The following is a 21,228-nucleotide window of genomic DNA, read 5'->3' on the forward strand; positions in this document are numbered from 1 at the left end:
CTCGGCCGTGTTCCACGGTGTTCCCGGCTGCTTCCCGTCCAGTTCGCGGCCATGTCCCGCGAACCGGCGACCTGCCCCGATTCGTGACGCTAGCACGCACCCCGCCGCGGGTCTTCGTCGGCGGGGTGCGTGCTGGTGACGACCGGCCGCGGACTCAGCCCAGACGGGTCAGCTTGGCGCCGAAGCCCGGCTCGGCGAGATCCTTCTGCAGGGCCACCGGGACCTTGACGGCACCGGCCGAACCGTCACCCACGGTGAGCGAACCGACCTCGGTGCCGGCCTTCGCGGTGTGCGGCACCTTGCCGGAGGCGAAGGACAGCTTGACCTGCAGGCCCGCCCAGCCGGCCGCCGTGACGTCCTTCGTGGTCACCACCGGGGTACGGCCGCCGAGGCCGTCGTCGACGTACCCGACGACCGCGCCCTTCTTCAGGATCGTCGCCGACGTCAGCGCGCTCTGCCCGGCGCGGATCAGCTTGTCCGCGGCGTTCAGCGCCCCGGTGAGGATGGAGTGCTCGACGGCGTCGGCGGGCTGGCGGATCACCGCGCCGACGACGGTCCGGGTCTCGCCGCCGACCTGCTGCTTCGCCGCGAAGACCAGGTTGCCGAGGGCGGAGGTGGTGGTGCCGGTCTTGATGCCCACGACGTTGTTGTGGCCGACCAGGCGGTTCCAGTTGGAGTGGGTGACGCCCTTGTAGTCGCGGTACGACATCATCGCCGCGACCTCGCGGAAGGCGGGCTCGGTCATCGCGGCCTTCGCCAGCTTCACCTGGTCCACGGCCGTGCTGACCGTGGTGTTCGTCAGACCCGAGGGGTCGGTGTACGTCGTGTTCGTCATGCCGAGGCTCTTGGCGGTGGCGTTCATCTTCTCCACGAACGCCTTCTCGGAACCGGCGTCCCAGCGGGCGAGCCGGCGGGCGATGTTGTTGGCGGAGGCGATGAGGATGCTCTCCAGGGCCTCGCGCTGGGAGATGCTGTCGCCGGCCGTGACACTGACCGTGGACTCCTGGCCCGCGTTCGACTGCTGCTCGGCGGCCTTGTCGATCTCGATCTTGGGGCCGTCGGCGCCGCTCTTCAGCGCGTGGTCGCGCAGGATGATGTACGCGGTCATCACCTTCGCGACGCTCGCGATCGGTACGGGCTTCTGGTCGCCGGAGGAGCCGAAGGTGCCGATGCCCTGGACGTCCAGCGCGGCCTGGCCGTCGGCCGGCCACGGGATGTCGATCTTGCCGCCGGTGAAGGTGTAGGTGTCCTTCGCGGTGAGGTCGAGGGTGGGGTCGGGGAGCGGGCGGAAGGTCTGTACGACCGCGAAGACGATCGCCAGGACCAGGACCAGGGGGGTCCAGATCTTGACCCGGCGCACGACCGTGCGGACCGCGGTCTCCGGGGGCGGGGGCGTGTTCGTCAGCTCCGCCAGGAGGTCCAGCGGGGGCTTCGGGGGGAGGGGCTGCTGGGTGGTGCGCTCGGGGCCGACGTGGGGGACGGGGGTGGTGACGTCCGGCTTGGCCGCCGGCGTGGTCTGCGGCTTGGCCTCCGGCTTGGCGGCCGGGGTCATGTCGTTCTTGAGCGCGACGAACTTGCTGGTGCGCTCGGGGTCGGACTCGGGGGTCTTGAGCTTCGGCCCGAGCTTCAGCATGGTGGTCGGCTGGTCGACCTGCCGCTCCGGCTTGGGCTTCGCGGTCTTGAAGACGGCGGTGGGCTGATCGACGGCCGCGGGTGCCTCCGGCTCGTCTTCGGGCTTGCCCGCCTCGGCTTCGCCTTCGGCGTGCGCCGTGTTCCCACCCGCACCACCCGTGCGGCTCTCGTCGTCGGCTGAGGTTGGCCCCTGCGGGGCGTCCCCGCCGTCGGCGGCCTCCGGCCCGTCCTCGACCACATCCGCCTCGGCTACGCCCTCACCCGCGTCCGCCTGCGCGTCGTGGCCCGCCTCGGTGCCCGCGTCCGCCTTCGCGTGGCCGTCCGCCTGCGCGTCGCGGCCTGCCTCGGTGTCCGCGTCCGCCTTCGTGTCGCCGTCAGCCTGCGCAGCCGCGCCGGAGCCTGCCTTGGTGTCCGCCTTCGCACCGGCGTCAGCTTCTGCGTCCGTGCCGGAGGCCGCGTCAGAGTCCGCCTCTGTACCCGCGTCCGCCTGCGCGTCGCGGCCCGCCTCGGTGTCCGCGTCCGCCTTCGCGTGGCCGTCAGCCTGCGCGTCGTGGCCCGCCTTGGTGTCCGCCTTCGCCTTCGTGTCGCCGTCAGCCTGCGCAGCCGCGCCGGAGCCTGCCTCGGTGCCCGCCTTCGCCTTCGCGTCGCCGTCAGCCCGCGCAGCCGCGTCGGAGCCCTTGGTGTCCGCCTTCGAGCCGGCGTCAGCTTCTGCGTCCGTGTCGGAGGCCGCGTCAGAGTCCGCCTCCGTACCCGCGTCCGCCTTCACCTCGACGTCCTTGGCCTCGGCCCCGGACGTCGCTCCCGCGACCCCGGTGTTCGCCTCTTCGGCCCGGGACGTCGCTCCCGCGGCCTCGGCCTTCGCCTCATCGGTCCCGGTCTTCGACCCCTCGGTCCCCCCGGCCCCGGACTCCGAACCGCCGTCATCTATCGCCGTCGGCTTGGAATTTGCGGGGGCGTCGGTCGTGGTGGGGGAGGCGTCGCGGACCCAGGACGAGACCGCCTCTCGCAGGGCGGTGTCCTCCGGGCCGGGTTCCGGGGCGGGGGGCTTTGCCTCGCGGACGGACAGGATCTTCGTGGCGGTGTCCACGCCGCTGGGCGCGGAATCCTTTTCTCGGGAGACCGCGAGGCGCGGATCGCGTGCCTCGGGAACCGGACTCGCGCTCCCCGGCGTCGGTTCTGCCGACGACTCGCGCTGCTTCGACCTGTCGGGGGACTCGCCCGCCACCGATGCCTCCTCCATGCGCCGCACGCCCACGCGCGCGCCCTGTCCGAACCATGTACCAGTGTCCTGTGTGGGGGCTTGGCCCCTGCGGTAGACGAGAACGACATACCTACCGGTTCCCTCACGAACCGGTCACGCACCCTCGACAGACCAATGTGAGAGGGGTCACCCTGTCATTCATCCACGCGGGGAGGCATGGATGGGCAGGAGCCGCAGAACACTTCCGGAGGAGCTTCTGCTGCTGGCATTGGACCCGGCCACGGGTACCACTGCGCAGCCGCAGTCGCTCGACCTCGGTCTGGCCGGTGCACAGCTAGTGGAGCTGGCGCTGGCCGGACGGATAGCCCCAGACGGGGATCGTATCGCCGTGGTGGTGCCACGGCCTACAGGAGATCCAACTCTGGACTGTGCGTTGGAGTTGCTGCGCAGGCGCGGCGCTCCCGTGCGTGCCGTCCACTGGATCGGCGGGCCCCGGCTGGGGCTCCGTCAGACGTACCTCTCGCATCTGGAGCGGTGCGGCATGGTGCATGCCGTGGCCGGTCAGATGTGCGGGGTGCTGCCGACGACTCGCTATCAGGCGACGGACAACGAGATCAGCCGGGAGATCCGAGCCCGGCTGGACTCCGCGATCCGCACCGGCGTACCGCCGGACCCGCGGACCGCGGCGCTCGCCGCCCTGGCGCACGCCGTCGGACTCGGCAAGCACCTGTATCCGGGGAACGAGGGCCGGTCCTCACGCTCCCGGTTGCGGGATCTGATCCGGCACGACCCCATGGGCGGTCTTGTCGCGCACGCCGTGATGGACGTGCAGAACGGTGCGGGCGCGCAGCCGCGCCGTGGCCCTGCCGCCACCGGTCGGCAGGGCGCGGCAGGTGCCCGGTCCGCGGCGGAACCCGCACGCGGGGTTCCGATGCAGCCGCACCGCGGGTCCATGGCACGCGCCGTGGCCCACTGAGCCGTAATCCCGGTTCGCCCAGACCGGTTCGGGAGCCGCCGGTCGGAGCGGGGCGGCGAGATCCTTCCCCAGGGTCTCGCCGCCCCGCTCGACTGCGTCCAGGCACCCCTTCGGGAGGCGTGCCGTGGCGAAGTGACGCGTACGCGCCGCATATCCACCGTTTCCCAGCGGTAGAAAGCACCTTGGTGGCAGTCTGCTCAACAGCAGATACGGAAAGTGTTAGTACAGGCAGACAGCCGGAGGTGCGCGTCCCGTGGCGTCCAATGTCAATCCCACCGTCAGGCGGCGCCGGCTGGGCCAGGAGCTGCGCAGGCTCCGCGAGCTCAAAGGCATGACGGCCGAAGAAGTGGCGGAACGACTGCTGGTGTCGCAGTCGAAGATCAGCCGGCTGGAGAACGGCCGCAGAAGCATCAGCCAGCGCGATGTGCGTGACCTGTGCGGGGTGTACGAGGTCGAGGACCAGCGGATCGTCGACTCGCTGATGGAGATGGCGCGGGACTCGCGGCAGCAGGGATGGTGGCACACCTTCGGGGACATCCCGTACAGCGTCTACATCGGCCTGGAGACCGACGCCGAGTCGCTGCGGGTGTACGAACCCCAGCTGGTGACCGGTCTGTTGCAGACCCGCGCCTACGCGGAGGCCCTGGTGCAGGGCGCGCTGCCGGAGACGTCGACCGCCGAGATCGAGAAGCGTGTGCAGGTCCGCATGCGCCGACAGGAACGTATCACCGCCGAGAACAACCCGCTCCGGCTGTGGGTCGTGCTCGACGAGGCCGCGCTGCGCCGGGTCGTCGGCAGCAAGCTGGTGATGCGCGAGCAGCTGGAACAACTGATCGAGCTGTCCCAGCTGCCGCATGTCACCGTGCAGGTGCTGCCGTTCGAGGTGGGTGCCCACCCGGGGCTCAACGGCCAGTACGCGATCCTGGAGTTCACCGACGCGGCCGACTCCAGCGTGGTGTACCTGGAGGGTGTCACCAGCGACCTGTACCTGGAGAAGGCCCAGGACGTCCAGCGGTACGCCGTGATGTACGAGCATCTGCGGGCACAGTCCCTCAATGTGGAGCAATCCCGGCAGTTCATTGCAAAGGTGGCCAAAGACTACGCCGAATGAGCCGGTGTCACGGAGGGCGCCGGATCTTACACCGTCCGTCCGCCTCAATGGAAGGCTCCCCTGGAATATGCCATCCGGTTGAGTGAACGACTACTCCGGCAGAGGCAGTTGCCCGGTAGCGTCGATCACGCCAATCAGACGACAAGGTTGGCGTGAACCGCACTACCGCAACTCGCAACAGGAGTGGACATGGCACTGATTCAGGGCGCTTCGGAGACGTGGATGAAGTCCTCCTATTCCGCGGGCAACGGCGCCTGCGTCGAGGTCAAGTCGCCCGCCAACGCCGAACTCGCCGTCCGCGACTCCAAGGACATCGAGGGCCCGATCCTGGCCTTCCCCGCCAACGCCTGGAACGCCTTCGTCGCCTCGGTCAAGGCCTAGGGGGCCCTCCCTGGACTTCGCCCCTGACGACACACCCGAAGAAACAATTTCACAAGCACCACCAGAAGAGCCCTCTCGACCGGTCGCCGTCCTTGCCGAGAGGGCATCTTCTGTATCAGGGGTACGGTCACGCCGTACCCGTGGAGCGCACCACCGGGAACGCCACGTCGCACACCGGGTCCTGCGGGCCCGCCGCGTCCCAGTCCGCGAAGTAGATCTCCCGGCAGGGACCCGCCATCTGAAGCCCCTGCCCGGTCATCCACTGCTCCACCGCCTCGAAGGCGGCCAGGATCTGCGGGTGTGCCACCTGCGCCTTGGTGATCCGGGTGTAGGCCAGCCGGGCCGCCGGCTCCACCCGCACCGTCGTCTTCCAGGCCCGGCCCCGCTCGGCGGCCCACGCCCGCGCCGCCGCCTCGTCGGCCACCGGCACACAGGACTCGGCCGGGCCGTCGCTCTCCATCGACACCTCGGCGTGGTAGACCACGAACGGCGCGCCCGTGACGCCCCCGCACTCCCGCGCCGCCGCCTCCAGCCGGCCCAGCGACGCGCCGATCCACGTCGGCAGCTCGTCCGCCAGCGTGTGCCGCGACTCGGTGATCACCACCTGGGCCGGCACGTCCACGGTCTCGATCACGAACTTCTCGTACATCTCGGAGCTCCTCCCCGACAGCCGTCCACGGAGGTACTCGGCGAGCGTCCGCTGCCCGGCCACCCGGCTCTCCACGTCCGCCCAGTAGGCGGCGAGCCGGCCCGCGGCCTCGGGGCCCTCGGCGCCGAGCACCTCGGCGATCCGGGCCAGCGGCATGTCCAGCTGCCGCAGCAGGGCCACCAGCCGGGCGCGCTCGATCTGGTCGGCGCGGTAGTAGCGGTAGCCGCTGGCCCCGTCCACCTGCGCGGGCGCCAGCAGGCCGAGCCGGTCGTACAGGCGCAGCGCCTTGGCCGACAGCCGGGCCCGCGCGGCGAACGCGCCGATGGTGAGCAGGTCGTCGTCCACGTTGCCATCCTCCGTCACCGGGCGGCTGTGTCCGCCCGGTGACAGGGACGCTCCCGCCTGCCCCAGGGGCAAGGTCAACCGGTCAGGCCAGCTGCCCCTCGATGGCCGCCACGACCTCGGCGGACTCCGGCTCGGTCTGCGGCGAGAAACGGGCGACGACCGTGCCGTCCGGCCCGATCAGGAACTTCTCGAAGTTCCAGCGGATGTCGCCGCTGTGCCCCTCGGCGTCGGCGAACCCGACGAGCCGCTCGTACAGCGGGTGCCGGCCCTCGCCGTTCACCTCGACCTTCTCGGTGAGCGGGAAGGTCACGCCGTACGTCGCCGAGCAGAACTCCGCGATCTCCTCGGCGGTGCCCGGCTCCTGCCCGAGGAACTGGTTGCACGGCACCCCGAGCACGGTGAAGCCACGCTCGGCGTAGCGCTCCTGGAGCTTCTCCAGGCCGGTGTACTGGGGGGTCAGGCCGCACTTGGAGGCCACGTTGACGACGAGGACGGCCTTGCCCTCGTACTGGGGGAGGTTGGCGGGGCCGCCCTGCAGGGCGTCGATTTCGACATTCAGCACGTTGGTCATGCCTGGATGCTATGCGCCCACCGGGGCGCCGGGGACGGGCCGGTCGGCGGCGCTCCCCCGGGGCGCCTCCACCAGGACATCCCCGACAGGTGTCCGCGCGTACAGCACCGACCGCCCGGCCCTGCGCCGCTCCACCAGCCCCGCCTCCCTGAGCACCTTCAGATGGCGCCCCACCGAGCCCAGCCCCTGCCCGGTCACCGCCGTCAGCTGGGTGGTGCTCATGGGGGAGGCGAGGAGGACCAGGACCTCGGCCCTGGAGGGTCCGAGGAGCACGCCCAAGGCCGACGGGACGGTTCGGATGCCCGCGTCGGCGAGGGCGCCGACGCACGGGTAGACCGCCGCGTAGCGCACGCCGTCGTCCCAGGCGACCCACCCCGCCCGCTGCACGGTCACCGGCACGAAGACCAGCTCGGCCCCGGAGATCTCGCGGGGCGGGTACTCGTGCAGATTGATCTGGAGCAGGTTCTCGCCGAGCCAGCGGGTGCGTCCGGGCCGCAGCTCGTCGAGCACGCTCACCCAGCCGCCCCGGCTCACCCGCGCGGTCCGCGCGACCACGTCCGCCTCCAGTACCCGCCGGCGCCGCTCCCAAGACGGCCGTAGGGTCGTTTCCCACACCCACTGAAGGAGTACGGCCGCCCGCTCGGGCAGGTCGTCCCGGTCCAGCTCGGCGGGGAGCGGGCCGGCGAGCGCGGTGCGCAGATGGGCGCGGGCCGCCTCCGGTGCGGTCGAGCGGACCCGGGCGAGCTCGTCCGCGAACGCCTCCCCGCCGCGGGGTGCCGGGGTCAGGAAGTCCGCGATCCACTCCCGGCCGAGCCCGGCCCGCACCAGCCGTGCCGTCACCGGGTCCGCCGCCAGCCGGGCGCGGTAGGCGGGCAGATGGGCGCGCAGCCACGCGTGCTCACCGGGATGAGCGGCGTCCCCCGCGTGCAGCAGCTTCAGGCAGGCGAAAGTCTCGGCGAGCGGCGAGACGACGAACCGGCTGCGGGCGAGCGTGTCCGCGTTGAGCTGCCACAGGCCCACTCCGGCACCCCCTCACGGCCGTACGACCTTTCGCGCTGTGGCGAAACAATAACCAGCCGGTCCGTGAGCCGCCGAGACTCCCAGGCATGTCCAGCTATCGATCCCTGTTCCGCACCCCGGAGTTCACCCCGCTCTTTCTCGGCTCGGCCGCGCAGACCGCCGCGCAGACGGTCGGCGGGCTGGCCCTGGCCACGCTCGTGTACCGGGCCACCGGCTCGCCGCTGCTGTCGGCGGTGAGCATGTTCGGCCCGTCGCTCGCCCAGGTGCTGGGCGCGACCTTCCTGCTGTCCGGCGCCGACCGGCTGCCCCCGCGTACGGCGCTGTCCGTGATCGCGCTGGCCTTCGCGGCCGGTACGGCGGTGCAGGCGGTACCCGGTCTGCCGGTCGGCGCGGTCTTCGGTGTCGTCCTGGTCCTGGGCCTCGTGGCCTCCCTGGGCGGCGGGGTCCGCTGGGGCCTGCTGAACGAGATCCTGGCCAAGGACGGCTATCTGCCGGGGCGTTCGCTGTTCAACATGATGAGCGGGCTGATGCAGATCGCCGGTTTCGCCACCGGCGGCGCCCTGCTCGCGATGCTCTCCCCGCGCGTCTGCCTGCTGCTGTCGGCGGCGCTGTACCTGCTGGCCGCGCTCGCCCTGCGGCTCGGCCTGACCGCGCGCCCGCCCCGGACGGCGGGCCGCCCGTCCCCGTCGGCGACCTGGCGCACCAACGCCCTGCTGTGGTCGTCCCGCCCGCGCCGCCTCACCTACCTGGGCCTGTGGCTGCCCAACGGCCTGGTCGTCGGCTGCGAGTCCCTGTACGTGTCGTACGCGCCGCACGCCGCCGGCGCCCTGTTCGCCTGCGGGGCGTTCGGCATGCTCGCCGGCGATGTGACGGTGGGCCGGCTGCTGCCGCCCGCGGTACGGCGCCGACTGGCCACGCCCCTGTTGCTGTTGCTGGCGACGCCGTACCTGCTGTTCTGCGCGCACCCGCCCCTCGCCGTGGCGGTGGTGTGCGCGACGGTCGCCTCCGTGGGCTTCGGCGCGAGCCTCGTCCAGCAGGAGCGGCTGATGCGGCTGACCCCGGACGAACTCGCCGGCCAGGCGCTGGGCCTGCACTCCTCCGGCATGCTGACCATGCAGGGCGTGAGCGCCTCGCTGGCCGGCGCGGTGGCCCAACTCACCTCGCCCGCCGCGGGGATGACGATGATGGCGGCGGGCTCGGTGGGTGTGACGCTGGCGCTCGCTACGGCTGCTCGGCGTTCTCCGGAGCCGGGGCGGGAGCCTGCTGCGGCCGAGGCGTGCTGACGTCGGCGTCGATCTTCTGCACGGCCCGGTCGAAATAGCGCAGCAGCTCGACGGGGAAGGGCATCACGAGGGTCGAGTTCTTCTCGGCGGCGACCTCGACGACCGTCTGCAGGAGCCGCAGCTGCATGGCCTCCGGTGTGTCGGCCATGATCCTGGAGGCGTTGGCGAGCTGCTGCGCGGCCTGGAACTCACCGTCGGCCGTGATGACCCGGGCCCGCCGCTCCCGCTCGGCCTCGGCCTGCCGCGACATGGAGCGCTTCAGCGACTCCGGCAGCTGTACGTCCTTGATCTCGACGCGATCGATGTGAACGCCCCACCCCGCGGCCGGACTGTCGATCATCAGCGCCAGCCCTTCGTGCAGCCGCTCCCGGTCACTCAACAAGTCGTCCAGATCGCTCTTGCCGATGATGGACCGCAGCGAGGACTGGGCGACCTGCCCGACGGCGAAGACGTAGTCCTGCACCTCGATGGCGGCGCGCACCGGGTCCGTGACCCGGAAATAGACGACCGCGTCCACCTTCACCGACACGTTGTCCCTGGTGATGCCCTCCTGGGTGGGCACGGGCATGGTCACGACCTGCACGTTCACCTTGCGCATACGGTCGGCGAAGGGGATCAGGAAGGTGACGCCCGGCTGCCGGTGGTCCGGCAGCGCCTTCCCCCACCGGAACACGACCCCGCGCTCCACCTGGTTGACCACCCGCATTCCGCTCTTCAGCACGAGCAGCGCCAACAGCGCCACCACGACGACCGCCACCACGGTGCCTTCCATGGCACTCCATTCCTCGCAACGGCACGGACAGGGGAAAGGACACCGGCCATGGCCGAATGGATGCGGCGGCTCACGTCATGAATGCGTCAAGAATGAGGTGCGGGCACCGGGGGCTGGTCCGGCCAGCAGAACGCGTACCGGGGGTCGCCGCCGCGGCTCAGCCGTACGAAGCGCAGGAGTTCGCGGACGATGCCCGCGTTGCCCATGGCCCAGCCGGTGCACGGTTCGAGGTCGCTCGGGGTGGCCCGGTGCTCGACATTGGACCAGCGGGCGCCGTCGCCGTCCCGGATCGCGCGGGCGGCGAGGTCCGCGACCAGGACGTGGGCGAAGTCGTACGGGTCCTGCTGCTCGGCGATCCGGTCGCAGGCCAGGGCGAGGACGCCCGCGGTGCCGCAGCAGCGGCCGCTGTTGTCCCAGAAGCCGGGGCGCAGCCGCTGGGGCAGGCCGGAGTGGGTGACGGTGTGCCAGCAGCGGTCGGCGAGGGCGGTCCAGACGGGGTCGGCGGTGACGTCCCGCAGCAGCCGGAAGACCTGGGCGTCACCGGCCGGGCCGTGGCACCAGCCGTAGCTGAGGGGCTCGATCACATCGGGGCGGTACTGCGGGGTGGAGTGCCGCACCAGGAAGCCCTCCGGCCCCGCTTCGTCCCGCGCCACGACGTCCGCGGCGCCGGCCAGCGCGAGCTCGACCAGGTCGGCACGGCCGGTGGCCCGGCCGACCCGGGCCAGCGCCAGGACGATGCCGAGTGCGCCGTGCGAGATGTGGTGCAGACGGGCCTCGACGCCCGTGCGGTGGGCCCACTGGACACCCGCTGGGGTCTTCTCCGCCGTCCGCAGATACGGCTCCATGGCGAGGACGGCCAGTTCGGCGTCACCGGCCATGAGCGCGCCCAGACCGATTCCCGCGTTGCCGCCCATCAGCTCGAACAACTCGCCCCAGCGCGCCCCGTCGAAGCGCGACCGCACGAGTTCCAGCGCCCGGTCGGCGTCGGCGCCGGCGGCCGTGTCGCCGAGTTCGTCATGAACGGCCCGCAAGGCGAGGGCCATTCCGGTGCGCCCGAAGTAGAGGGAGTCGTCATCGAAACCGTCGACGAAATCCGCGAGGCCGCGGGCGGCGCGCAGGGCGGTGTCGGCGTAGAAGTCGTCACCGAAGTGCCGCCAGGCCTCCAGGAGCACGGGGACGATCCCGGCCGTACCGCCGTAGAGCATCGGATCGAGCTCGTCGTCCGAGGCCCTGCCGGCCCAGGCGATCCCTCCCCCAGCAGTCTCCCGACCCGCGCCGACCAGCCACCGCAGCCCGTCCACCACGAGCCCCTCGACCTCACCCACCGCCACAACCGCGGCCCCTGTCCCCGTCATGCCCCCACCCTGACATGATCTTCGGACCCAGCCCAGAGGGAATGGCCTCGACAGGGCGCCAACAAATCAACACGATCCACCGGCCTCCACCGGGGCGCTCACCTACGCTCCGCCGTCTTCTTCGCCGTCGGGGCCATCCCGGCGTTGACGAGGAGGTGAGCGCATGCCTCGCCATAACGAGGCAGTCTCTGGGGAGAGTTGTTCCGCATCGGGTCGATCTTGCACTCGTTGTGAGTCCTGTCGCGCGAGGTGCGGGAGGTCCGGTTGTTGGTGTCGGCGTATGTGAAGCCAGAGCGGTGGCGGTGCGCGCGAGGTACGGCGTGACCAAGGCGGTCCCTTTGATGGCCGCGTGCGGCCTCGCCCTGGGCGGTCTCACCCCCTGGGCCGGGGCCGGAAAGGCGGCCCGGCGCGGATCGGGGTCTCGTCCGGGCGGGTGTTCCTGCCGTACGGCGACGGCGGACAGACCGCGGTGGAGCAGTGCGGCAGAGCCAGCCACTTCGATCGACACTGACGAAGGCTCGTCCCGGCCGGCGCGACGGCGCCGGACTTCCCCGCGATTCGCAAACGCCGACGCCACGGTGCAGGGTGGATCCGTGGACATGCCGCAAGGCTGGGCCGGGTTGCGGCCGCCGTGGCAGTCAAGCCATGCGCTGCTGGTGATACCGCTCGTGCTCATCGTGGTGATCACGATGGTGGACCAGGTGGTCCCGGCCGACGTGCATCTCGGCCCGCTGCTGGTCATCGCTCCAGCGATCACCGCCTCGTTCGCCGGTCCCTGGGCGACGGGGTTGATCGGGTTCCTGACCGTGGGGGCGCAGGCGTACATCGGGTGGCACTTCGGCGTGCTGTTCTCCCGCAATGTGCTGGTGCAGATCCTCGCCCTGGCGGTGCTGTCAGCCCTGATCGTCTTCTTCTGCGCGGTGCGCGAGCGCCACCGTCGGCAGCTCGCCCAGGTGCGCTCGGTCGCCGAGGCGACACAGCATGCTCTGCTGTGGCCGCTGCCTGGGCAGATAGGACCCGTGAGGATCGCGTGTCTGTATCTGGCCGCGGAGGACGAGGCACAGATCGGGGGTGACCTGTATGCCGCCGCGTCCACCGGCAGCAGCGTGCGGATCATGATCGGTGACGTCCGCGGCAAGGGGCTGTCCGCCATCGGGGAGGCCGCCCTCCTCATCGGGGCATTCCGCGAGGCCGCGCATCAGCACACCGCCCTGCCGGCGCTCGCCGCCGCCCTGGAACAGAGCGCGGACCGCAACCTGGCCCACTTGGAGCCGGATGGCGAGGCGGGCGAACGGTTCGCCACCGCGCTGCTGATGGACATCCCCTACGACGATCCCGTCACTCGGGTCGTCAGCTGCGGGCATCCGCCGCCCCTGCTGCTCAGTCACGGCAGCGTCGTCACGGTTCCCGTCCATCCGGCGCCCCCGCTCGGGGTCAGCGGCTCGCTACCGGTGGACTACACCCTGGATGTGTTCTCCTTCGAGCCCGGCGACACCCTCCTGCTCTACACCGACGGTGTGATCGAGGCACGCGACGCCACGGGTGCTTTCTACCCACTCACGCAGCGGGCCGCCCAGTGGATCGGGAGCACCCCTGAAGCGCTTCTGCTCCACCTCCGGCGCGATCTCTTCGCCCACGTAGGGGGCCGCCTCCACGACGATGCCGCGCTGGTCGCACTGAGCTGCACGCCGCACGCCGATGCAGGCCGCCATCGCCGCGGACGCGGCAAGCAGCCCTAGGCTCCCGGATTCGCCGGGCTGTGGTTCCGCAGGACAGGACGGCTCGTATGCCCTGGAGATGGCCTCGTTGGGTCCGCAAGGCGGTCCCGTCAGGTCCGCAAGGCGGTCTCGTCAGGTCCGCAAGGCGGTCTCGTCAGGTCCGCAAGGCGGTCTCGGATGCGTCGCGCCGACGGCCCTGGTGGTCATGGCGCCGTGGGGATCCCGAGCTCGGCGAGCAGGCCACGCACGCGCTGTTCGATGTCGTCCCGGATGGGCCGGACGGCGTTGACTCCCCGGCCCGCCGGATCGTCCAGCCGCCAGTCCAGGTACCGCTTGCCGGGGAAGACGGGGCAGGCGTCGCCGCAGCCCATCGTGATGACCACGTCCGAGGACCGCACCGCCTCGGTGGTGAGGACCTTCGGTGTCGCGGCGGAGATGTCGATGCCCACCTCTGCCATGGCCTGGACGACCGCGGGGTTGACGGCGTCGGCGGGGGCGGAGCCGGCCGAGCGGACCTCCACCCGGTCGCCGCCGAGACGAGTGAGGAAGGCGGCGCCCATCTGGGAGCGGCCGGCGTTGTGGACGCAGACGAACAGGACCGACAGACGCGGGGCGGCGGGAGCGCTCATGGCAGACGTCTTTCAGGAGAGCCGGAGTGGGTCAGGAAGAGGCGGGTTCGGGTTCGCCGTGGTGAACCACGACCACGACCTCGTCCGCGGCGGGGGCGGCGGCGGGGGCGGGACGGCCGTACGCAGCGATGACGGCACCCAGCCCGAGCACGGCTCCGGCCAGTTGGGCGGCGATGAACGGGGCGACGGAGGCGGGCGCGATGCCGGCGAACGTGTCGGTGAAGGCCCGGCCGATGGTCACCGCCGGGTTCGCGAACGAGGTCGAGGAGGTGAACCAGTAGGCGGCCCCGATGTACGAGGCCACGGCCACCGGGGCGAGGGATGATCGGCCGATGCGGTCGAGGCCGAAGACCAGCAGGATCAGCCCGGCCGTGGCGACCACCTCACCGAGCCACAGGTGTGCGGCGGACCGGTCGTGCGTGGACCACTTGACCAGTGGCTTGGCGAACATCGCGTCGGCCAGGACCGCCCCGCCGACGGCCCCGGCGATCTGGGCGGGGAGGTAGGCGGCGACATCTCGCGCGGTGAGGCCGTCGGCGTTGCGGCGACCGCTGAACCAGGCGGCCAGGGTGACAACGGGGTTGAAATGCGCACCCGACACCGGCCCGAACAGGGCGATGAGCACGCCGAGGCCGAAAACGGTGGCGAGCGAGTCGGCCAGCAACCGCACACCCACGTCACGCGACAGCTCGGTCGCCTGGATGCCGGAGCCGACCACGACGGCGACCAGCAGACAGGTTCCGACGGCCTCGGCGGCGAGCCGTCGGCCCAGCGGCGGGGTCACGCGGTGGCTCCTTCGGTATGCGGCGTGGCCAGGAACGCGGCCAGCCGGTCCAGGGCGCCGGGCAGAATCCGGTAGTAGACCCAGGTGCCGCGACGCTCGCAGTCGATGAGGCCGGCCTGCCGCAGCAGCTTGAGATGGTGGGAGATCGTCGGCTGGGACAGATCGAACGCGGGCGTCATCTCGCACACGCACACCTCGCCGCCCGCGCGGGAGGCGATCATCGACAGCAGCCGGAGCCTGACCGGGTCCCCAAGGGCCTTGAAGACCTTGGCCAGCTCCGCTGCGCGCCCCTCGTCGAGCGGCGCCGCGGACACCTCCGGGCAGCAGGCACCGTCCTGGCCGATCAACTCAAGCTCCTGTTTCGACATGCCTCTATGTTGACGTTTCTCGATGCAAGGCGCAAGGTTGCATCAACGAACGTCAATACAAGCTCTTCGGGGCGCCGCCGCGCCGCCGCTCCGCCCATGGCCTGCCGGGCGCGTTCGCCCCTTCACCCAGGAGTGCAGTCATGAACGACCAGCAGTCCACCGACCTGCGCGAGACCGTCCGCCGGCGGTACGCCGCCGCGGCCGTGAAGGTCACCGAAGGCGGCACCGCCTGTTGCGGGCCGCAGCCGGTCGAGGCCGACGAGAACTTCGGCTCCACCCTCTACGCCGCCGACGAGCGCGACGCACTGCCCGCCGAGGCCGTCGCCGCCTCCCTCGGCTGTGGCAACCCCACCGCCGTCGCCGAACTCCGCGAGGGCGAGCGCGTCCTCGACCTCGGCTCCGGCGGCGGCATCGACGTCCTGCTCTCCGCCCGCCGCATCGGTCCGACCGGCAAGGCATACGGACTGGACATGACCGAGGAGATGCTCGCCCTGGCCCTGGCCAACGCCGAGAAGGCGGGCGCGACGAACGTCGAGTTCCTCAAGGGCGCCATCGAGGCGATCCCGCTGCCCGCGAACACCATCGACGTGGTGATCTCCAACTGCGTGATCAACCTGTCCACGCACAAGCCCGCCGTGTTCGCCGAGACCTTCCGTGTCCTCAAGCCCGGCGGTCGCCTCGGCGTCTGCGACGTCGTCGCCGACGACGGTCTCACCACCGAACAGCGCGCCGAGCACGGTGACCACGCCGGCTGCGTCGCGGGCGCCCTCTCCTTCGCCGAGTACCGCGCGGGGCTGGCAGCCGCCGGGTTCACGAACATCGAGATCACCCCGACCCACTCGGTCGCGAACGCGATGCACTCGGCGATCGTCCGAGCCACCAAGCCGGCGACGTCCGACACGCCAAGGCGGCGTCGGGACGCGGATGCCGGAACTGATGCCACGCCCGTAAGCACGTGACACCGGGTGCGGGCTCAAGCTCCGTTTCAGGAGAGAGGCTGGGCCGTAGGACAACTGTGGCCGGTAGGAGTTCGATCGCGGCTCGGCTGGTCGTTGATGTCACTCGTGGGTGTCAGGGTGGGTGCGACGAAGGCCCTGGCCAAGTCGCCGCGGAGCGGCTTGGATCAGCGGGTGATCACCCTTCCACGAAGACACGTCCGGACGGCGGGTGCCGTGGCCGCGATACTGAGCGGCCTGCTCCTGGGCGGCTGCAGCGCAAAGGCCACAAGCAGCACCGGCCATCCTGGCCCCGATGCCCAGCCGACCTCCGCCAAGCCCGCCGCCGCGCCTGCGGGCTCGGGCATGCCCGCGTTGACCACGGCGCAGCTCATCCAACGGCTGCTCCCTCCCGACGAACTCGGCGTCGGCTACAAGACCTTCGGTACCGAACAGACGGGAGCGGACCAGCCGCCAGGCTTCCGTACGCTCAAACCTGGATCGGTCGCTTGTACCGACGCCATGGCCTCCTTCGCAATGAATCCGCGGGTTGGCAGGCTCTCGGCGAAGCAGTTCGCCACCCGCACCCTGGGAAATCCCACGACCGGGGCAGGCCTGAACGAATGGGTGGGCTCCTTCTCCAGCCCGGCCCAGGCCGAACAGGCCGTCAACAACCTGCTTCGCGACGCGGCTGCCTGCCCCACCGGCACCATCACCTCACCGACGCCCGCGGCGACATTCACGCTGACCCGGCTTCCCGCTCCCCGCTATGGCGATCAAAGCGCAGAACTTCTCTCCGGCGGCGATGGCAATACCGTGGCCGACCCGGTATTCATCGTCCGCTACGGCGCCAACCTGATGGCTCTGACCATCGATACCCGTCACAACCGCGACGCCCTGGTCTCCGCCGCTGCCAAGGCCGCCAACAAGCGATTCATCAGCTGAGTGCGTGAGGTCACCGTCGCGGAAGGCGGCATCTCCGAGGGCCTGACCCTGGGAGCCCCGGTCTCGCTGCCCGGTCTCGCCGACGCTCCGACCCGCGGTCGCTTCGCGAGTCTCGTGCGCCGGGTCGTCCCGCACTTCATAAAGTGAGTTACGGCACCGAAGAGCTGACGGCCGCGGTGGGGCAGGCGGTCGGGCGCTACGACTCCGCCGACGGCCGGCCGTACCGGATGGTCGCCCTCGGCCACCCGGCTCCCGCCGTGACACAAGGAGGACCGGATGAGTGACGACGCACGGCCGCGGATCGAGGTCACCATCGCGGCGCCCGCGGACGTGGTCTGGGATGCGTTGCGCTCCAAGGACAAGATCCGCCATTGGATGGGCTGGGACTACGAGGGCCTGCACGACGAGATCGACCTGATCTTCTTCACCGGGACGGTGGAGAACGCCTCCGCACGCACGCTGACACTGCACGGTGGCGACGAATTCAGGCTCGAACCGCACGGCGAGGGCACCCGGGTCACGCTCACCCGTGTCTCCCGTGGTGACAACCCGGACCGGGACGCCTACTACGACGACGTCACCGAAGGCTGGGTCACCTTCCTACAGCAGCTGAAGTTCGCCGTCGAGCACCACCCCGGCGCCGTCCGCCGCACACTCTCGTTCCTCGGCGGCAATGACAACGCGGTGCACCTCATCGAAGCACTCGACCTCGCGGACGTCGCCGCGGGCACCCCCTTCCGGAAGCATCTGCTCGGCGAGGACGTCGCAGGGCACATGTGGTTCCGCTCCGGCCACCAACTCGGTATCACGGTCGACGCCTGGGGCAACGGACTCCTGATCGTGTCCAGTACGGCCCCATCACCCAGCAAGCCGAACGGCGCGGCCATGGCGATCCTGAGCACCTACGACCTCGACGACGCCCAACTGGCCGAACTGGACTCCCGCTGGCGGACCTGGTGGACGGAGCGATTCCCCCACCCACCGCGCAGGTAAACGGCCCCTGACCAGGTACGTCACGGGATGTCAGACGCCTGCGTAGGAGTGCTTGCCGGTCACGAAGATGTTCACGCCGTAGAAATTGAAGAGGACGCAGGCGAAGCCCACCAGAGCGAGGTATGCCGCCTTGCGGCCCTTCCAGCCCGCGGTGGAGCGGGCGTGCAGGTAGCCGGCGTAGGCGATCCAGGTGATGAAGGACCAGGTTTCCTTGGGGTCCCAGTTCCAGTAGCGCCCCCAGGCTTTTTCGGCCCAGATGGAGCCCGCGATGACGGCGAACGTCCACAGGGGGAAGACCAGGGCGTTGAGGCGGTAGGAGAGCCTGTCGAGGCTGGCGGCGGCGGGGAGCCGTTCCAGGATGCCGTCGAGGCGGCTTCCCTGCCCCTCTCCTGCGGCAACACGGCGTTCTCGGGCCTCCTGTGCCAGGTAGGAGACGGTGACCGCGAAGCCGGCGCAGAAGACACCCGCGCAGATGATCATGGCGGAGACGTGGATGCCCAGCCAGTACGAGTGAAGAGCCGGAACGAGCTGCTCGGAGGCGGTGTACAGCACCGTGACGGCCAAGCCGAGGATCAGCAGCGCCGCGATGAGGATCGGCAGTCCGAGCCAGCGCACGTTCTTCCCGGCAGCCAGCAGGACGAGGTGGGCCCCCACCACGGTCAGCGCGAAGACACAGGAGAACTCGTACATGTTTCCCCAGGGCAACCGCATCACCGACAGCCCGCGCGTGAGCACACCCCCGGCGTGCAGGAGGAAACCCAGGGCGGTCAGCGAGACGGCGATCCTCCCCAGCAGGTCGGCCTGCTTGTCCGTCCCCGCGGCCCCGGGCCCGTCCGCCGGCGTGCGGCCGTGGCCGTCACGGCCGCCGCTGGTGACGATGACAGGCGCTGTGCGGACGAGCGTGGACACGGCACCGTCGGTCCCCTCGCCGTGCTGCTCCTGCGGCGCCGCCGTGTTGGGTTCCGCCCCGGCGGGCGCGGCGTGCGCGGCGGAGAGGCGGGCAACCGTGCCCCGGCTGCCGAAGGCCCACTCGGCGCAATAGGCGAACATCGCCAGCAGATACACGGCGATCGCCGAATAGATGAGGTAGTTCGAGATGTTGGCCAAGTTGATGTTGACCGCCGCGGTAGCGAGGACCACCGTCTACTCCTTCCAGACCAGGGGAGCGGGGAACGACTCGGTGACCCCGTCGACGGCACGGCCTGCATCACCTAACCAACGGGCACACTGCCGCGCACCGGCACATGTGCCGCCGGTAAACCTGGTAGGCGGAAAGGGAGTTGGGATCACAGCCGTGAGTGTTGCACGTGGCATCAGAGGCCCTGGCAGCGGGCTGCTGCCGTGACTCGCGTGTCGAATCCGTCAAGAGGGCCTGGTCCTGCCTGCACCGCCGGACCGACCCCGACCTCGGCTGCTTCGCGCCGGTCCGGGGCCCTTGCACCGAGGCTTACGCACAGTAGCCTCGAGCCATGCCCGAGAACCCGGTCGCACATTTCTATGACGAGCTGGCCGATGACTACCACCTCGTCTACGCAGACTGGGATGCAAGCATCCGTCGGCAGGGCGACGCACTGGACGGCCTGATAGGCCAGGACAACGCGAGCGTGCTCGACTGCTCCTGTGGCATCGGCACCCAGGCCATCGGCCTGGCGCTGCGCGGGCACCGCGTCATCGGCACGGACCTCAGCGCCCGCGCCGCCGCCCGCGCTGCCCGGGAAGCCGCCCACCGTGATGTGACGCTGCGCACGGCCGCTGCCGACATGCGACGCCTGCCGTTTCCCGAAAGCCGGTTCGACACCGTCGTTTGCGCCGACAACTCCCTGCCCCATCTGCTGGCGGAACAGGACGTCCACGCCGCCCTGGCAGAGATGCGCCGAGTGCTGCGCCCCGCCGGTCTGCTGCTACTCAGCACGCGCCCCTACGACGAGCTGCTGCGCAACCGACCCGCTTCGACGCCGCCACAGGTCCACCAGCCCGCTGACGGAGGAGAACGGACCGTCACCTTCCAGCTCTGGCACTGGCACGAGGACGGCGAGCACTACGACTTGGAGCACTTCCAACTGCTGCCGACCGGCGGAGAATGGCGCGTCAAGGTCCGCCGAACCGTCTGCTGGGCGCTCGATCGGGACCGGCTGGCCGGCCTCGTGACCGATGCGGGTTTTGTGGACCACGAGTGGCGAATGCCGCACGAGACGGGCTTCTTCCAGCCGCTGCTCGTGGCGCACGCCGGCAAATAGGTGATCCCCCGCCGTTCACACCGTCGGCCACGACGCTCATGGCCGGTGGTCGCGGTTGGCCGGCAGAGCCGGACTCCGAGCTCTGCCGGCTCACACCAATTCACTCACCGTCGCTGCCACCAGCGGGCAACACCGCCGATGATGGCCGCGGTGGCGATGGCGAGTAGCCATCCGGGCCGACACAGTTGACCCAGCCCCAGAACCCGTACGTCTCGATCACGGGAGCCAGGTGCCCCTTGACCGAACCACCTTTGATATCGACATGCCGGTGAACCGCCTGTCCGTTGACGGTCCACGTCACCTTGTGTGTTGTACCGGCGGTGTCGATCACGCGTTGGACGGTCACGGAACCCCCACATCGCAGACGGCGGCGCACTCCCCGGATCAGGTGGGAGCCCGTACACCACTTCTCAGGACGCAACCAGGGCCTTCCAGTCGTCCCCGCGAGATGAGCCATCCCAGGCAACAGCACCAGAGCGGCTCACCCTACTGGGACGGGACATCGACGAAACGTCTCAATGTCTGCAGGGCCAGCTGGTCCGTCGCGGCGCTCCGGCCGGACAGGCGATGGACGAGGACCCAGCCCTGCGGTGCGGCGCCCGCGAAGACCGAGGCGCCACCCGTCGCGCCGTTGTGCCACAGCAGGCGTCCCGCTCTCTGCCAGGCCGGTGCCGGCTCGCCGAGCCTGCGGTCGACGAGCAGGCCGGTGACGAGGCGCGCGGTGGCTGCGGGCGTGGCCCACAGGCCGCCGGCGGGCAGGATCGCGCCGGTCATGGTCCAGGGCCGCTCCGGTCGTCCGAAGATCCCCCGGCGGCACAGCCGTCTGCCAGGCGGCGGATCGGCGGCGACGTCGGTGACGCCGAGCGGGTCGAGGACATGCCGGTGCAGGAGTTCCTCGTACGGGGTGCGGGTGGCCGCGACCAGGGCAGCGCCCAGCAGGGCGTATCCGAGGTTGGAGTATTCCTCGGTGGTGCCCGCGGGAGCCGTGACCAGGGTGTCCAGGTGCAGTACGACCGCGTCCAGGGCCTGAGGGCCGAAGGCCGCGTAGGGGTCGCGGCCGCTGATTCCGGGGGGCAGCCGTGGCAGGCCCGATATGTGCTCGGCGAGGTGGCGCAGGGTGATGCCGGTGCCCTCCGGCGCGGGCAAGAACGACTCCAGCGGGTCGTCGAGGCTCAGGACTCCGCGGTCGGCCAAGGCGGTCAGGACGGTTGCGGTGAGCGTTTTGGTCAGGGACCCGATCTGCACGAACAGGTCCAGGCTGTGGCCGTTGCGTACCTGGGGCGGCTCGAAGCTGCTGAGTACGCAGGTGGGAACTCGGAGCAT

General features: G+C 70.7%; 22 protein-coding genes and 1 pseudogene. 11 read left to right on the top strand and 12 right to left on the bottom strand.

The window, feature by feature from the left end:
- Positions 1-154: 154 nt before the first annotated feature.
- Positions 155-2,872 carry a D-alanyl-D-alanine carboxypeptidase gene (locus BFF78_RS24140; RefSeq protein ID WP_079161848.1) on the bottom strand — a complete coding sequence of 906 codons (2,718 nt, stop codon included), beginning with the start codon at positions 2,870-2,872 and terminating at the stop codon, positions 155-157.
- 181 nt (positions 2,873-3,053) lie between these two features.
- On the opposite strand from BFF78_RS24140, the gene BFF78_RS24145 reads away from it, so the two are divergent.
- The 3 genes from BFF78_RS24145 to BFF78_RS24155 all read left to right on the top strand — a co-directional run bounded on the left by BFF78_RS24145 (position 3,054) and on the right by BFF78_RS24155 (position 5,301).
- Complete coding sequence (locus BFF78_RS24145) at positions 3,054-3,809, top strand: GOLPH3/VPS74 family protein (RefSeq protein ID WP_069780305.1); 756 nt, start codon at positions 3,054-3,056, stop codon at positions 3,807-3,809.
- 253 nt (positions 3,810-4,062) lie between these two features.
- Entirely contained in the window at positions 4,063-4,920 is an 858-nt protein-coding gene (locus BFF78_RS24150; protein WP_069780306.1) for a helix-turn-helix domain-containing protein, read from the top strand.
- A gap of 189 nt (positions 4,921-5,109) precedes the next feature.
- Complete coding sequence (locus tag BFF78_RS24155; protein ID WP_069780307.1) at positions 5,110-5,301, top strand: DUF397 domain-containing protein; 192 nt, start codon at positions 5,110-5,112, stop codon at positions 5,299-5,301.
- Positions 5,302-5,428: 127 nt separating this feature from the next.
- Here the strand turns inward: BFF78_RS24155 and BFF78_RS24160 are convergent, their stop codons facing one another.
- The 3 genes from BFF78_RS24160 to BFF78_RS24170 form a co-directional block, all read right to left on the bottom strand.
- Entirely contained in the window at positions 5,429-6,313 is an 885-nt protein-coding gene (locus BFF78_RS24160; RefSeq protein ID WP_069780308.1) for a MerR family transcriptional regulator, read from the bottom strand.
- Between the two features lie 64 nt (positions 6,314-6,377).
- On the bottom strand, positions 6,378-6,866 hold the full coding sequence (locus BFF78_RS24165) for a glutathione peroxidase (protein ID WP_069780309.1): 489 nt from the start codon (positions 6,864-6,866) through the stop codon (positions 6,378-6,380).
- A 9-nt stretch (positions 6,867-6,875) separates the two neighbouring features.
- Complete coding sequence (locus tag BFF78_RS24170) at positions 6,876-7,886, bottom strand: ArsR/SmtB family transcription factor (RefSeq protein WP_069780310.1); 1,011 nt, start codon at positions 7,884-7,886, stop codon at positions 6,876-6,878.
- Between the two features lie 86 nt (positions 7,887-7,972).
- Here BFF78_RS24170 and BFF78_RS24175 point away from each other — a divergent pair, with 86 nt between their 5' ends.
- The gene (locus BFF78_RS24175; RefSeq protein ID WP_069780311.1) at positions 7,973-9,169 is read left to right on the top strand and encodes an MFS transporter; all 1,197 of its coding nucleotides are present in this window, start codon (positions 7,973-7,975) and stop codon (positions 9,167-9,169) included.
- On the opposite strand, the gene BFF78_RS24180 is transcribed toward BFF78_RS24175, so the two are convergent.
- Both BFF78_RS24180 and BFF78_RS24185 read right to left on the bottom strand, forming a co-directional pair.
- Complete coding sequence (locus tag BFF78_RS24180; RefSeq protein ID WP_069780312.1) at positions 9,108-9,941, bottom strand: slipin family protein; 834 nt, start codon at positions 9,939-9,941, stop codon at positions 9,108-9,110. The two genes, BFF78_RS24175 and BFF78_RS24180, sit on opposite strands and share 62 nt — an antisense overlap.
- An 86-nt stretch (positions 9,942-10,027) precedes the next feature.
- Positions 10,028-11,296 carry a lanthionine synthetase LanC family protein gene (locus BFF78_RS24185; RefSeq protein WP_069780313.1) on the bottom strand — a complete coding sequence of 423 codons (1,269 nt, stop codon included), beginning with the start codon at positions 11,294-11,296 and terminating at the stop codon, positions 10,028-10,030.
- A 599-nt stretch (positions 11,297-11,895) separates the two neighbouring features.
- Between BFF78_RS24185 and BFF78_RS24190 the strand changes: the two genes are divergently transcribed.
- Positions 11,896-13,035 carry a PP2C family protein-serine/threonine phosphatase gene (locus tag BFF78_RS24190; RefSeq protein ID WP_069780314.1) on the top strand — a complete coding sequence of 380 codons (1,140 nt, stop codon included), beginning with the start codon at positions 11,896-11,898 and terminating at the stop codon, positions 13,033-13,035.
- Positions 13,036-13,217: 182 nt separating this feature from the next.
- Here the strand turns inward: BFF78_RS24190 and BFF78_RS24195 are convergent, their stop codons facing one another.
- From BFF78_RS24195 to BFF78_RS24205, 3 genes are read right to left on the bottom strand one after another with little or no spacing between them, the layout of a single operon-like run.
- Positions 13,218-13,643: an arsenate reductase ArsC gene (locus tag BFF78_RS24195; protein WP_069780315.1), complete on the bottom strand. Its 426-nt coding sequence runs from the start codon at positions 13,641-13,643 to the stop codon at positions 13,218-13,220.
- A gap of 31 nt (positions 13,644-13,674) precedes the next feature.
- A complete protein-coding gene (locus BFF78_RS24200) occupies positions 13,675-14,427 on the bottom strand; it encodes an aquaporin (RefSeq protein ID WP_069780316.1) in 753 nt (250 codons plus the stop codon).
- Entirely contained in the window at positions 14,424-14,795 is a 372-nt protein-coding gene (locus BFF78_RS24205) for an ArsR/SmtB family transcription factor (RefSeq protein WP_069780317.1), read from the bottom strand. Before BFF78_RS24205 ends, BFF78_RS24200 begins: the two co-directional genes overlap by 4 nt.
- A gap of 140 nt (positions 14,796-14,935) precedes the next feature.
- On the opposite strand from BFF78_RS24205, the gene arsM reads away from it, so the two are divergent.
- The 5 genes and pseudogenes from arsM (at position 14,936) to BFF78_RS24220 (ending at position 17,668) form a co-directional block, all read left to right on the top strand.
- Entirely contained in the window at positions 14,936-15,754 is an 819-nt protein-coding gene (arsM, locus tag BFF78_RS24210) for an arsenite methyltransferase (RefSeq protein ID WP_069780318.1), read from the top strand.
- Positions 15,755-15,967: 213 nt separating this feature from the next.
- Positions 15,968-16,675 carry a hypothetical protein gene (locus BFF78_RS46965; protein WP_069780319.1) on the top strand — a complete coding sequence of 236 codons (708 nt, stop codon included), beginning with the start codon at positions 15,968-15,970 and terminating at the stop codon, positions 16,673-16,675.
- A 6-nt stretch (positions 16,676-16,681) separates the two neighbouring features.
- A pseudogene (locus BFF78_RS46970) lies at positions 16,682-16,780 on the top strand (SCO3933 family regulatory protein); the annotation flags it as partial.
- A 38-nt stretch (positions 16,781-16,818) separates the two neighbouring features.
- Entirely contained in the window at positions 16,819-16,959 is a 141-nt protein-coding gene (locus tag BFF78_RS46340; protein WP_159033050.1) for a hypothetical protein, read from the top strand.
- On the top strand, positions 16,952-17,668 hold the full coding sequence (locus BFF78_RS24220) for an SRPBCC family protein (protein ID WP_069780320.1): 717 nt from the start codon (positions 16,952-16,954) through the stop codon (positions 17,666-17,668). Before BFF78_RS46340 ends, BFF78_RS24220 begins: the two co-directional genes overlap by 8 nt.
- A gap of 30 nt (positions 17,669-17,698) precedes the next feature.
- On the opposite strand, the gene ccsB is transcribed toward BFF78_RS24220, so the two are convergent.
- Positions 17,699-18,808: a c-type cytochrome biogenesis protein CcsB gene (gene ccsB / locus BFF78_RS24225; protein WP_069780321.1), complete on the bottom strand. Its 1,110-nt coding sequence runs from the start codon at positions 18,806-18,808 to the stop codon at positions 17,699-17,701.
- A 329-nt stretch (positions 18,809-19,137) separates the two neighbouring features.
- On the opposite strand from ccsB, the gene BFF78_RS24230 reads away from it, so the two are divergent.
- On the top strand, positions 19,138-19,905 hold the full coding sequence (locus BFF78_RS24230; RefSeq protein ID WP_069780322.1) for a class I SAM-dependent methyltransferase: 768 nt from the start codon (positions 19,138-19,140) through the stop codon (positions 19,903-19,905).
- A 100-nt stretch (positions 19,906-20,005) separates the two neighbouring features.
- Here BFF78_RS24230 and BFF78_RS46345 read toward each other — a convergent pair whose 3' ends face one another.
- Positions 20,006-20,236 carry a hypothetical protein gene (locus tag BFF78_RS46345; protein ID WP_159033051.1) on the bottom strand — a complete coding sequence of 77 codons (231 nt, stop codon included), beginning with the start codon at positions 20,234-20,236 and terminating at the stop codon, positions 20,006-20,008.
- Positions 20,237-20,391: 155 nt separating this feature from the next.
- On the bottom strand, positions 20,392-21,228 hold the full coding sequence (locus tag BFF78_RS24235; protein WP_069780323.1) for a serine hydrolase domain-containing protein: 837 nt from the start codon (positions 21,226-21,228) through the stop codon (positions 20,392-20,394).

Source organism: Streptomyces fodineus (assembly GCF_001735805.1).
Lineage (GTDB): Bacteria > Actinomycetota > Actinomycetes > Streptomycetales > Streptomycetaceae > Streptomyces > Streptomyces fodineus.